Source organism: Andreesenia angusta, from assembly GCF_001855385.1.
Lineage (GTDB): Bacteria > Bacillota > Clostridia > Tissierellales > Gottschalkiaceae > Andreesenia > Andreesenia angusta.
Genome location: NZ_MKIE01000002.1, coordinates 219,355 through 231,469 on the forward strand (window position 1 = coordinate 219,355; position 12,115 = coordinate 231,469).

The following is a 12,115-nucleotide window of genomic DNA, read 5'->3' on the forward strand; positions in this document are numbered from 1 at the left end:
ATTCCACCTCCTACTTCACTTTCCCTGTCGTATCCAGAAAATAGTTTTTCCCTAAAACAATATCTTGTGAAATCTCAGCCTTTTTAAGTTTATCGATTATAGCTTTTTTTCTTTTATCTGTTTCAGAGCTGTTAACCGTCTCTAGCACCCCACTGAATATCCCTCTGCACAGTTCTTCTGGAAATGCAACACCCATCTCATCATCACCCCATTTGCAGTAAAACCTCGAGTTAGAGCATAGAAACGAAGCGTTAATTTCTCTATTTATATACGGTCTTACGGTTAGTTCAGAGCACAGACCTTGATTCGCTACTGAAAACATCTTGTCAAAAGGCCCGTATGAAAATACATATCCCTGTACTATCCTCATTACGTTATATGGATCTGCGATTGCTATTACCATATCGCAATTTTCTTTAAACTCGTCTAATGGCTTTATTTTAATTCCATATATTCTGCGAGTAGCATAAAGTACACTCTTCTGGACTTCTTCTGCCACCTCTTTGCTTCTATAGAGCCCGTACGAAAAGTACTCTTCTCCATTCTGATGTCTTTCTTCAGGAATAGCTAGTCCAAGCGCTCTAGCCGATGAGAGACAGTTGAAGTTTTCATATTTCACCTTTAGTAACTTCCCTTTTGAAGCTAAGTTCACCATATAGCAGTAAGAAACTTTGCATTTCGACTCTAAGTCAACGTCTGAATCATACTCATTTTTATCCGCAAAGAACTTCACTCCCACTATATTCCTTTTGAGATTTAGAGCGCAGTTCAGCTTTTTCGTCAATTCCCTATACATTTCAGATACCTCGTCTCACTATAGTACTTTAGTTAAGTATAGCACCATATATAGATACTAGAACCATTAAATCCATTTTTAAACATTTTCTTTTTATATTTATTTTTAATAATATATTCATTTTTTCTATATTGATACATTTATGTATTTTAAGTAGTTTATATAAGCTCTCTACTAGTTTGTTTCTGATATAATATGCTTAATATATACGATAAAGCGAGGTTCAAACATGAATAAATTAAACTATACAACTAAAGATAGATTAGAAAGGCTCTACTCCGGTAAACCTATAGACAGAGTTCCCTTTATGGCACTTCCCTCGTTGTTCAGTGGAAGTTTCTCTAAACTGAGCTCCCATGAATACTTTTTAAACCCCAATACATCTTATGAGTCTCAAGTTAAAACGATAGAATATCTTGGCTCTGACGACTCCCCAGGCTTTGACTTGCCGGGCTGGATTGGATGGGATTTCGGTTCAGACCTTTATTTCTCTGAAGAAATAGGGATCAAAGTTCCATACTGTAAATCAAAGCCCGTAGAATCTTTAAGCGATGCTTATAATTTGAAAGCCCCTAACCTTGAAACTGCTCAAGGCTTTAGAAAAAGGCTGGAGTTCTATGAATTAGCTATCAGAGACGGCCACTCTGTTTCTTTACCCGCAGGATCGCCTACTGAAATACTCGCACACTTAGTAGACACTTCTCTTCTTTTAAGATGGTATGCTAAAGAAAAAGAGGCGATCCACCATATGCTCAGTGTAGTTACTGCCTACATAATGGAAATGGAGGACTTTTATATAAAGTATTTTGGGATAGAAAATTGTAGTGCCTATTCGTCATATCCTTTCGACTCCAATTCGATAATATCCCCTAGAGTATTTGAAACTATTTCTTTGCCCTATATCCTTGAAATCCACTCTCATCTGTTTGATGTAGGTGTGAAGAGCTTCTTAATTCATCTTTGTGGAAATCATAGGCTGAACCTTCCTTACTTTGAAAAGATGCATCTTCCCACCAAGTCTACTATAAGCGTAGATGAGAGCATGGACATGTCCGACATGTCCAATTTTTGGGGTCCAAATTATGTACTTATGGGAAACGTTCCGACATCACTTCTGCTCTCTGGAACTTATGAAAGTGTATATGAATACTGTAAGCAGCTATTGACTAGCTATAAGAATAGAGATGGAGGCTTTATCTTATCGCCTTCCTGTGACTTGCCTCCAGATACACCTATAGACAATCTCTTTGCAATGAAAAAAGCTGTCGAAGATTATGGAGTATTTTAGATATATATAATCTTTAAAGTCTATTCTAAACTACTTCTACTACAACTGGGCCATAAACAGCGAAGAAGTTCTAGGCAAACAGTTTGACAAGACAAGAAGGGGTTTCAAAACTCTTCAGACGACTATCCAGCTGACCCAAAACATGTCTCATTCCATGGACTGAACCCTCTTTGATATGATAAACTTATTTTATTAAGAAAATAAGAACTTGGAGATGGTACAATGTCGATAGAAATAAACGGATTAAAGCTCTCGCTAGACGAAAGCCAGGAGTCACTGCTAGGGCTTGCAGCTAAGGAGCTTAAGCTAGACATATCTGAGATTTCAGATTTCAAGATTCTAAAGGAATCAGTAGATGCCAGAAGAAGCGAAGTAAAGCTTGTCTACAAAGTCTCGGTTTCATGTAAGAACGAGAGCAATGTGCTCAAGAGGAGCAAGTCCAAGAACGCAGTATTAAAAGAGCTCGAAGTCCACAAGCTTATGTTTGGAGAAAAGCCTCTAATTCACAGGCCGGTAGTTGTAGGTAGCGGCCCTGCTGGGCTTTTCTGCGCCTTAAGGCTTGCCGAGCAAGGATACAAACCGCTGTTGCTCGAAAGAGGCCAGGACGTCCGAACCAGGTCGAAAAAAATAGGCAAGTTTTGGGAGACAGGAGAGCTAGACCCTGACACAAATGTACAGTTCGGGGAAGGAGGCGCTGGAACTTTCTCTGACGGAAAGCTGACCACCAGGATAAAGGACCATAGATGTGGCTATATACTGGAGACTTTCGTATCCCACGGAGCCCCTCCGGAGATAGAGTACTCTTCAAAGCCTCATATAGGAACAGATATACTTATAGACGTGGTGGAGAGAATCAGAAACAAGATAGTAGAGCTGGGCGGAGAAGTGCAGTTTGGAAAAAAGGTCACAGATATAGTCTCAACTGACGGAAAACTTTCAGCCGTTGTAGTCAATGAATCAGAGTCCATCCCTGCTGAAGTGGCTGTATTCGCCATAGGCCATAGCGCAAGGGACACGTATGAGATGCTCTACAGCAGAGGATTTGAAATGACCCAGAAGCCTTTTGCAGTTGGAGTAAGGGTCGAGCACAAGCAGTCCATGATAGATCAGAACCAGTACGGAAGCTATAGCCAGCACCCTAAGCTTAAATCTGCCGAGTACAAGCTCACTCACAAAGTCAGCAACGGAAGGTCCTGTTACTCATTTTGCATGTGCCCTGGGGGGACTGTAGTCGCTGCGTCTTCAGAGGAAGGTCACCTCGTGGTGAATGGTATGAGCGAACACGCCAGAGACAAGGAGAATGCAAATTCAGCGATAGTTGTATCAGTCTCGCCTGAGGATTTCAACTCAGACCATCCTCTAGCCGGAATGGAGTTTCAGAGAAGCATAGAGAAGAGTGCCTTCGAGCTGACCGGTGGAAGCTACAAAGCTCCTGTGCAGCTGCTGGGCGACTTTCTGAAAGACATGGTCTCCACTTCAATAGGTCATATAGTTCCAAGCTGTCCTAGAGGTTACGAGTTCAAAAATCTAAGAGACTGCCTTCCGGACTTTGTAACTGAGTCCATAGCTGAGAGCATGAAAGCCTTCGACAGAAAGATAAAAGGATTCGGACATGATGACGTGGTGCTTACAGGTGTAGAGACAAGAACTTCGGCGCCGGTGAGAATAGCCAGAGATTCCGATGGAGCTTCTACGGATATATCAGGGGTGTACCCTTGTGGAGAAGGTGCAGGCTATGCCGGAGGGATAGTCTCGGCTGGAGTTGACGGTGTGAAGGTGGCCGAGTCTATAATGAGCGTTTACTCTAGAGGAGCTGATTCTGAATGAAGAAATCGCTACCTTATATAGGTGGGTACCTCACAAAGTGGCTTATCGTTGCCGTAATTGCAGGGATTGGCGGTGGACTCTCATCTACTGCCCTCAAAAAATCCATAAACATAGTATCTGGCTACAGCGATGGACTACCTCTGTTCTTGGCTCCATTAGTTGGAGGAATTATAGTTTCCGCTCTATACCTCTGGGATATAAAGGCCGCAGGATTCGGAACAGATAGGTACATATCTGAAGTGAATGTGGAGTCTGGACACCTTAAAATAAAGACTTTTTTCAGCAAGCTTATGGCTACAGCCACCACTCTGGGCTTTTCCGGCAGTGGTGGAGTTGAAGGCCCTATGCTTGTAATAGGCGGGTCAATTTCCCACGCTATTTCTAAAGTACCGATACTCAGAAATTACTTTAATGAAAAGGATGGCCGTACCCTTGTAATATGTGGAGCGGCGGGAGCTATCGGAGCTATACTCCACTCTCCCCTAGGTGGAGGGATCTTCGTAGTCGAGATACTATATAATTCTTCTCTTCACTATGACGACCTTATTCCCGCCTTACTTTCATCTACTATGGGATTTTTAGTCTATAGCATCGTCTTAAACCCAAATCATTCTCCTACAATGTTCAGCCTCCCGGAGTACGATCTTAGCTTCCACAGCATGCCGTTCTTTATAATGTCGGCTATTCTGGCAGCTTTCATATCTCTCTTGTTTATGAGTATATTTGGATTTGTACAGAGAGCTTTTCTTGAAATCCCTAGGAAAAAGCTTCATCCAATAATAGGCGGAGGATTGACCGGTATTATACTTTTGTTCATACCAAAAGCGGGAGGCGTTGGAAGCGATATAATTCAGGAGATGATAGACAGCGAATTCTCCATAGCCATACTCTTGATCTTGCTGTTCGGGAAAATGTTTGCCACCTCATTTACGATAGGATCTGGAGGCAGCGGCGGTCTCGTTATCCCAGCCTTGTTTGTCGGAGCACTGTCCGGAAATATAATCGCAACTGCCCTTTCCGGAACTGACCCTAGCCTTACATCTGCCTTAGTCGTATCTGGAATGGCTGCAAGCCTCGCCGGGATAGCCAATGTGCCCATTGCGGCATCCATAATGGTAGTCGAAATGGCAGGAGTTAGCTTTGGCATACCTGCTGTAGTAGGAAGCGTTATAGGATATGCCATAGGACATAGCAGAGTTATATACGGTGTAGTGCACCCAGACCAGTCTCAGTTTAAAGAAATACATGAATGGAAGCAATATGACGTAAAAAAAGGAAGCCACTGATGGCTTCCTTTCGTCTATATTCCGCAAACCCTATCTACGCTTTGAATGAACATGATCCCCTTCCCCGGTCTGTCTATCTCAAATTTGCTTCTTATAAGTTCGCATACGTTTTGAGTCTTTTCTTTTTCGACAAGTATAAGGACTATTTCTTTTTCCTGCTCTATATCGAGTGCAAATATCTTGCTAGTCTCATGGACACCAGCTCCACGTCCATTTAATATTACAGTTTCAGAAGCGCCGGCCTCAGAAGCCAATTCTACAACATCGTTCGCGTCTCCTCTATCCACAATTACGAACATTGAATCATAATTCCCCATATTACCATCCCTTCTGCCTAGCATCTCGTTTGAATTTTTACAGTAGTGCGTTCCAACCACTCTGTCAATAGAAGTGGAGATTGCAAACCCGTTGCCCGGAGTATCTAGTTCTAGTTTCTCGCCTAAACTGTCTAAAAAGATTTCTTCATGATTGTCTTTAGACAGTATAAAGACAACTTCTTTCCGGCAGTCAGACAGCTCTAGGAACTTCAATATGGCATTTTTAGAGCTAGTTCTGCCTAGGACTACTGTGCCTCCAGTTATCCCGCTTTCCTTAGCTATTGAAATGACTTTGCTCCCCAAGCCATAGTTCACAACCACTATGTTCAAGCTATAGGATGGACATGCACCTAGATTAATCATCCAAGTCGACCTCCTTTTTTTGAGTCTTAACTTTATAGAATATTCCGAGTATTTGAAGTGTGATTATGGGCATCAGTGCCACCATCGAAATCATTCCAAACCCGTCTCTTAAAATACTGGCTGTAGAGTGATTGTTGGCTGCTCCGTTTATGAAAGCCAATATAAATGTGGCCGTCACCGGTCCAGTAGCCACTCCTCCTGCATCGAAAGCTATCCCTATAAAGAGCTTTGAAGTGAATCGCGTAAGCACTATTGCAATCGCATATCCAGGCAGCAAATAGTGCCAAAGCTGTACGTCGTTTATGATTATCCTCATTGCTGAAAGCGCTATGGCTATACCCACGCCAATTGACAAGGCGGTCAAAACAGTGACTTTTTTTACATATCCTGAAGTTATCTCCTCTATATTGTGTGTCAAAACATGAACAGCCGGCTCTGCCAGTATAGTTACAACACCTAGCACAAAGCCGATTGAAATAAAGTAGAAGCTAGAGTCTAAACCTACAAGATATCCCCCTATTTCTCTGCCAAGCCTCATAAATCCAGCGCTTACTCCTGTCAAAAACAGTATCAAACCCACAAGAGAGTAAATCAGTCCTATAGTTATCCGCTTAATATCCTGCCTAGGTACTGAAGCAGTCACGCAGACTACTATAAATATAAGTGTAAGAGGTGAAAAAACTAGAAAGCTCTCTTTAACAGCATCTTTAAAGGCATTTGCAAAAGTCGATAAAACCGAAATGTCTCTCAGTCCTTGGTCGAAAGATATGTCTGTAAACTCCTGCACATCTGTAAGTAAACTCAGTATCATCACAGAGACTATTGCACCAACAGACACTATCGCGACCAAGCCAAAATTATCCTCTCCAGACTCTTCACTGTCAGCTCTCCTAGAGGTTATGCCAAGCGACAAAGATAGTATGAACGGAACTGCCAGTATCCCCGTGGTAGATCCAGAGCTGTCAAAGGCCATAGCCAGAAACTCGGGCGGAGTGAAGAAAGCAAGCACCAGCACTATCCCATATAGAAGGTATATTATCTTTTGAAAAGACATATTGTATACAAGCCTCATAAATCCTAGTATCATAAATATGCCTATCCCCAGTGAAACTGCCACAAGTATGTCCAGGCTAGTCACAAGACCCGAAGTAGTCTCATCTATCTGATTCCCGAGTATTACAAGTCCCGGCTCTGCAATAGATATCACAAAGCCCACGACAAATGATGAAGCCACCACAATCCATAGCTTGTTTTTTTCGACTATTGCATTTCCTATGCTCTCGCCTAGTGGCGTTATGCCTATATCCACGCCTATCAAGAAAAAAGTCAAACCTATTGAAACAAAGATCGACCCCAAGGCGAACTTCAGAGCCAAATGACCCTCAACTGGCACTATGGTCAGGTTGAGTAAAGCTACAATTATAACTATTGGCAAGACGGAAAATAACACTTCTCTAAGTTTTTCGTAAAAAATATTCAAAAGGATCACACACCTTTATGGATTAAAAGTCTTATTTACTTCCGCATCCTCCGCAGGATCCACAGTCGCCTTTTTCAGCTGAATATCCTGTATAGTAAGATATTATGGTGTTTATATCTTTCATAAGCGAATTATATCTACCTTGGCATTCCATATACCGAGCTATTTTTTCATCTTTTAAAGCTTCCATTCTGTCTTTTTCCGATTTATCCATATCTCTAAACAGTCTGTAGCTGTCGATATCTTCGTGTATAGCCACCTCCGACTCCTTTAAAGCAGTATACTCTTCTGAATCGAGTATGGCCGTTCCAAGCTCCCTTGCTTTATCTAGTGCATTCGCCATACTAAGCCTCTCCTGCCAGCGAACCGTTTAGCGTCCAAGTTCTGGCTTCCTCTATCTTGACATCCACTATAGACCCTATCAAGTCTGCTGTGCCTTTGAAGTTTATCAGCTTTCCACTTCTAGTTCTTCCAGATAGAACTTCTTCGTTGTTCTTGCTCGTGCCTTCTACAAGCACCGACTCCACTTTACCAACCATCTTGAGGTTCTTCTCATAGCCAATAGGATTGAGTGTGTCTAGAAGTTCTTTAAATCTCCTGCTCTTTTCATCCTCAGGAATCTGGTCCTTCATCTCAGCCGCTGGAGTGCCCTCTCTTATGGAGTAAAGATACGTGTAGGCTGCGTCAAAGCCAACTTTTCTAACTACGTCTAAAGTGTCTTCGAACTCCTCGTAAGTCTCACCGGGGAATCCTACTATTATGTCTGTGGTTATGGCTATATCTGGGATTGCGCGCTTTATCTTGTCTACAAGCTCTAGGTACTGCTCTTTTGTGTACTTCCTGTTCATAGTCTTCAGAACCCTGTTGTTTCCAGCTTGGAAAGGCAGGTGTATATGCTCACATACACTGTCGCATTCTGCCATGGCCGATATCAGCTCATCAGAGAGATCTTTCGGATGAGAAGTCATAAACCTAACACGCTCTATTCCGGGAAGCTTGTCTATCTCTCTTAGCAGATCTGCAAAGGCAATCCTGTTTTCAAGGGTCTTGCCGTAGGAATTCACATTCTGGCCTAGCAGTGTTATCTCCTTGCAACCTTCCGATATAAGCCCCCTTATCTCCTCTAGTATGTCCTCAACCTCCCTGCTCTTCTCCCTACCTCTGGTGTACGGAACTATGCAGTATGTGCAGAAGTTGTTGCACCCGAAAGTTATATTCACAAGAGCCTTGTGATCAAACTTTCTCTTTGAAGGAACACCTTCCACTATCCTTCCGCCGTCTTCCCACACGTCCACTATCATGCCCGACTGCTGATTGTGTTTATATATATATTCCGGAAGCTTGTGTATGTTGTGAGTCCCGAATATAAGGTCCATAAAGCTGTGCTTTTCCTTTATGACCTTTCTAACCTCCTCTTGCTGCATCATGCATCCACATATCCCAAGTATTATTTCTGGATTATTCTCCTTGAGATGCTTCAAGGAGCCAACTTTTCCATATACCTTAAGCTCCGCATTTTCCCTCACAAGGCAGGTGTTTATCAATATAAGGTCGGCGTCTTCTTTTGTTTCAGTTCCCACATACCCTAAACGCTCTAGGATGGCCTCCATTTTTTCAGAGTCGTGTTCATTCATCTGGCAGCCATATGTCTCTATATAACAGCTTTTTTTCCTTTTTCCGTCAATTCTATTCAAAGCCTCTATATATACTTCTTGTCTCTCCAATTCATCTTGAGATACCGTTGTTATTTCTCTTTCACTCATTGCATTTCCTCCTAAATAGTTTCCTATATTGTTTCTAACTACTATATTATATCAGAATACTAGGTAAAGTTTAAAGCATATGCTTGACCCTAGAGTTTTTTCAAAAAAATAAAAAAGCCAGGGTTTCCCCCGGCCGGTATTACTTGCTATCTTGCTTTTTAACACTGCTCTCAATCGCTTTTCTGGTTAAGTTGTTGATTCTTATGACTTCTGCCCTTGTGCACGTATTGTTGTGGGCCGTGCTGACTATCGGTGGAACTCCATTGGCTTCCAGGAACTCGTTTAGCTCCTTGAAGTCCAAGTCTACCCAGTGTCCATCTTTTACGTCCCCTGGGTTTAGTAGTCGGGTTACCTCTCTTAGTACTTTACTTGTTAATGCCTTGTCTCTATCATCTAGTAGTTTTTCTAACTCTGCTTTAGTCATGTCTATTTCATCCTTTCCCGTTATATTAGGTTTAATATTTAAATGATTTAATATCGCAGTAGCCTGTAGCTCTGCCAGTCTTTGTTGTTCATTTGCAAGATATGCCGAGTCCCCTATATTCGAGATAAAGCCCATCTCCACAAGGACAGCCAGCATCCTAGTCTCTCTAAGTACTGCGAAGTCTCCAAATTTGACACCTCTGTCCACTGGATTTATTTTCTTTAGTTCGTCCAGTATTTCTCTAGCTAGTTTTGCGCCTTCTTTGCTTCCTGGGTAGGCGAATGCCTCTATCCCTTCAGCTAGGAAATGTGATGAGTTGCAGTGCTCAGATACGAATATATCGGCTCCCCAGTTGTTCGCCATTCTAGCTCTTTCAGACAGGGGTATGAATCTATCGTCCGTTCTTGAATACGCCACTATCACTCCATGCGATTTTAGTATCTCCCCAATCCTCAAGACTACGCTCAGCGCCACGTCTTTTTCCTTCAAACTTCTCCTACCTACAGCTCCAGGGTCATGTCCCCCGTGTCCTGCATCCAGCCAAACTTTAGCCACATCAATTCCCCCCTTAGTATTTTTTATCTTTCAACCCGCGTCCGTGGCTAGGGTTATTTACTACCCCAGCTAGTACAGCTACCGTCAGTATCCCAGTGGTCAATTCTTCATAGTTCTTGGGTAGTGCTCCTATGCCAAAAGCTTCTAGTGCCAGTGGTATTAATGCGAATACAGCTACCCACAGTCCGTAGTTCTTAAATCTATTGCTCATAGTCTTCGTCCCCCTTGTCATTTTTAAATTCCAAACCTTTTTTGCTCAACATTTTTTTAAGGTCTATTCGCAGTATTAGTCCAAGTATGGCAAATCCAAATACTCCAGATAGAAACGCAAGTGTCATTAGCTGCTTATCGTCAACGCCCTTCAGCGCATCAAATCGAGCTGTGGCACCATTTAAAAGCATAGCCCCAGTGAATGCCCCTATCGTAACTCTTGCCACGTTTACGCGCTCCTCAGAGCCAGTCAGCGTTTTATAGTAATCGTTGCCGAGGGCTCCTGTGAGAGATACCATGAATATTACCCCGAACTCAAATATGCTGTTTATGTTTATCATCGCAAAACCACCCTACTTTTTAGAGTTCGGAGACTTCTCTTGTATCACATACACTGCCAGCATGCTGACAAGCGTAACCACGAAGAGTAACACCCCCTCAATCTCTATTTTCTTTCTGTTTTCTTTAACTATGGCCAATTGGACAGCCATCTCCTTGTCTAGCCTTATATATTTACTTTTATGGCTTTCTTGTATGTGGTCGTATAGGTTGAAGCCCTGGACTACCATTAGTTTTTTAGAGTCTTGTTTTTGCCCTATAGCAGTCACATCTTCAGTTCCCATTATATCTCCATATCGGTCTATATAGCTGACGGCCAAGAACTCATAATCTTTGATTTCTTCGAGAGGCAGTTCCAGAACCTTGTCTATATCCATTTTTTTGAGTCCAACATCTTTAGATCCGGCAGGTCCTTTGAATCTCCAGAATATATTCTCCTCTCCAACTTGTAGTGCCTCAATAGCTTCTTTCGCGAGGGCCTTGTTGAAGTGCATCGATATCTCTTCGTCATAGGTCCTAGTGATGCCGTAGACGGCGCAGTCTTGAGACTTGTCGGACACTATGCCATTGGTGGAGGATACGAACATATCATTGGCATCGTTTTCGATATAGAAAAACCTGTTATCTTCATTGTGAATTATATCGTCTATAGTGGTTACGAGGATGCTGTCCTCAGTTGGGTAGCTATAGTCTTTAGAGAATTCAGAAAGATTATCTCCATACCCTGATAGCAGTCCCGATCTGATTTCTTTCGACACTCTATCCGTCTTGGTAGTCGCTTCTCTTAATAGTGACTCGTATATAGCCTTGTTCATTTCCACTCTAGCCGTTTCCGCTGCTCTCTCTATGTTATTCTCTTGCTCGAACGTGTGCTGTCTGTTCTTGTAAGAGAGATATGATATCGCCGTAAGTAGCGATATCACAACTATTACTATAGTTGCGAACTGCTTTGGTTTATTCATCTTGACCCTCCCTCGTATGAGAGCAAGCGACGCATTCGTTCTCGTCGGATCGCCCGCTTAGCTCAGATATTAAATTTTCTTTTTCTAAATTTTCTTCCAATAGCCTTCTTATTATCTTGTCTTGCTTTTGTATAACCATTTCCTTGTCGTCTATTATGTCCAGCAGTTCCAAGTAGATGTTTGTATTAAGCGACATATTTTTCACCAGTTATTTGCTCGAACTCTTCTATGCTTATATATCCTGCCTTGACAAACATTTTCACGTTCTCTACAGTGTACAGCCCCATATCATAGTACCTCTTTGCAATTCCGAACCAGACGTTCATTCTATGCCCCTCCCTTCAGTGTCATTATTTCTAAGGCTAGTGTAGCTACTTGCGTTTCAAGTTCTGCGACCCTTAGCTCTTTGTCTATTAGTTGCATTGTTAGCGAAGCTTTTTCTTCGTCGTCCACTCTTTTTTCTTCGAGTTTTTTTAAAACATCATTGTTTTTGTATTTTGCCACG

The 12,115-nt window shown here is 42.3% G+C and carries 15 protein-coding genes; 3 read left to right on the forward strand and 12 right to left on the reverse strand.

Annotation, left to right across the window (positions count from 1 at the left end; all coding sequences use genetic code 11):
- Nucleotides 1-10: 10 nt before the first annotated feature.
- Nucleotides 11-784, reverse strand: coding sequence for a DUF169 domain-containing protein (locus EUAN_RS03260; protein ID WP_211266267.1), 774 nt, complete (start codon nucleotides 782-784; stop codon nucleotides 11-13).
- Nucleotides 785-1,025: 241 nt separating this feature from the next.
- Between EUAN_RS03260 and EUAN_RS03265 the strand changes: the two genes are divergently transcribed.
- The 3 genes from EUAN_RS03265 to EUAN_RS03275 all read left to right on the forward strand — a co-directional run bounded on the left by EUAN_RS03265 (nucleotide 1,026) and on the right by EUAN_RS03275 (nucleotide 5,197).
- Entirely contained in the window at nucleotides 1,026-2,084 is a 1,059-nt protein-coding gene (locus EUAN_RS03265) for a uroporphyrinogen decarboxylase family protein (RefSeq protein ID WP_071061682.1), read from the forward strand.
- Nucleotides 2,085-2,306: 222 nt separating this feature from the next.
- Entirely contained in the window at nucleotides 2,307-3,911 is a 1,605-nt protein-coding gene (locus EUAN_RS03270; protein ID WP_071061684.1) for an NAD(P)/FAD-dependent oxidoreductase, read from the forward strand.
- On the forward strand, nucleotides 3,908-5,197 hold the full coding sequence (locus EUAN_RS03275; RefSeq protein WP_071061686.1) for a chloride channel protein: 1,290 nt from the start codon (nucleotides 3,908-3,910) through the stop codon (nucleotides 5,195-5,197). Before EUAN_RS03270 ends, EUAN_RS03275 begins: the two co-directional genes overlap by 4 nt.
- Nucleotides 5,198-5,211: 14 nt before the next feature.
- Here EUAN_RS03275 and EUAN_RS03280 read toward each other — a convergent pair whose 3' ends face one another.
- From EUAN_RS03280 to EUAN_RS12565, 11 genes are all read right to left on the reverse strand, one after another.
- A complete protein-coding gene (locus EUAN_RS03280; RefSeq protein WP_071061690.1) occupies nucleotides 5,212-5,877 on the reverse strand; it encodes a P-II family nitrogen regulator in 666 nt (221 codons plus the stop codon).
- Complete coding sequence (locus EUAN_RS03285; protein WP_211266268.1) at nucleotides 5,870-7,312, reverse strand: DUF1538 domain-containing protein; 1,443 nt, start codon at nucleotides 7,310-7,312, stop codon at nucleotides 5,870-5,872. The genes EUAN_RS03280 and EUAN_RS03285 overlap by 8 nt, the downstream gene beginning before the upstream one ends.
- Before the next feature lie 76 nt (nucleotides 7,313-7,388).
- On the reverse strand, nucleotides 7,389-7,700 hold the full coding sequence (locus tag EUAN_RS03290; RefSeq protein WP_071061696.1) for a YlbF/YmcA family competence regulator: 312 nt from the start codon (nucleotides 7,698-7,700) through the stop codon (nucleotides 7,389-7,391).
- A gap of 1 nt (nucleotide 7,701) precedes the next feature.
- Nucleotides 7,702-9,120: a tRNA (N6-isopentenyl adenosine(37)-C2)-methylthiotransferase MiaB gene (miaB, locus tag EUAN_RS03295; protein ID WP_071061698.1), complete on the reverse strand. Its 1,419-nt coding sequence runs from the start codon at nucleotides 9,118-9,120 to the stop codon at nucleotides 7,702-7,704.
- 139 nt (nucleotides 9,121-9,259) lie between these two features.
- On the reverse strand, nucleotides 9,260-10,099 hold the full coding sequence (locus tag EUAN_RS03300; RefSeq protein ID WP_071061700.1) for an N-acetylmuramoyl-L-alanine amidase family protein: 840 nt from the start codon (nucleotides 10,097-10,099) through the stop codon (nucleotides 9,260-9,262).
- A 13-nt stretch (nucleotides 10,100-10,112) separates the two neighbouring features.
- A complete protein-coding gene (locus EUAN_RS03305) occupies nucleotides 10,113-10,310 on the reverse strand; it encodes a holin (protein WP_071061702.1) in 198 nt (65 codons plus the stop codon).
- A complete protein-coding gene (locus EUAN_RS03310) occupies nucleotides 10,300-10,650 on the reverse strand; it encodes a hypothetical protein (RefSeq protein ID WP_071061704.1) in 351 nt (116 codons plus the stop codon). Before EUAN_RS03310 ends, EUAN_RS03305 begins: the two co-directional genes overlap by 11 nt.
- A gap of 12 nt (nucleotides 10,651-10,662) precedes the next feature.
- Nucleotides 10,663-11,610 carry a hypothetical protein gene (locus EUAN_RS03315; RefSeq protein WP_071061705.1) on the reverse strand — a complete coding sequence of 316 codons (948 nt, stop codon included), beginning with the start codon at nucleotides 11,608-11,610 and terminating at the stop codon, nucleotides 10,663-10,665.
- Entirely contained in the window at nucleotides 11,603-11,806 is a 204-nt protein-coding gene (locus EUAN_RS03320; RefSeq protein WP_071061707.1) for a hypothetical protein, read from the reverse strand. Before EUAN_RS03320 ends, EUAN_RS03315 begins: the two co-directional genes overlap by 8 nt.
- Complete coding sequence (locus EUAN_RS12160) at nucleotides 11,796-11,936, reverse strand: XkdX family protein (RefSeq protein ID WP_084655689.1); 141 nt, start codon at nucleotides 11,934-11,936, stop codon at nucleotides 11,796-11,798. Before EUAN_RS12160 ends, EUAN_RS03320 begins: the two co-directional genes overlap by 11 nt.
- Before the next feature lies 1 nt (nucleotide 11,937).
- Nucleotides 11,938-12,114 (reverse strand): hypothetical protein, encoded by a 177-nt coding sequence (locus EUAN_RS12565; RefSeq protein ID WP_169817325.1) that lies wholly within the window; start codon nucleotides 12,112-12,114, stop codon nucleotides 11,938-11,940.
- Nucleotide 12,115: the final 1 nt, after the last annotated feature.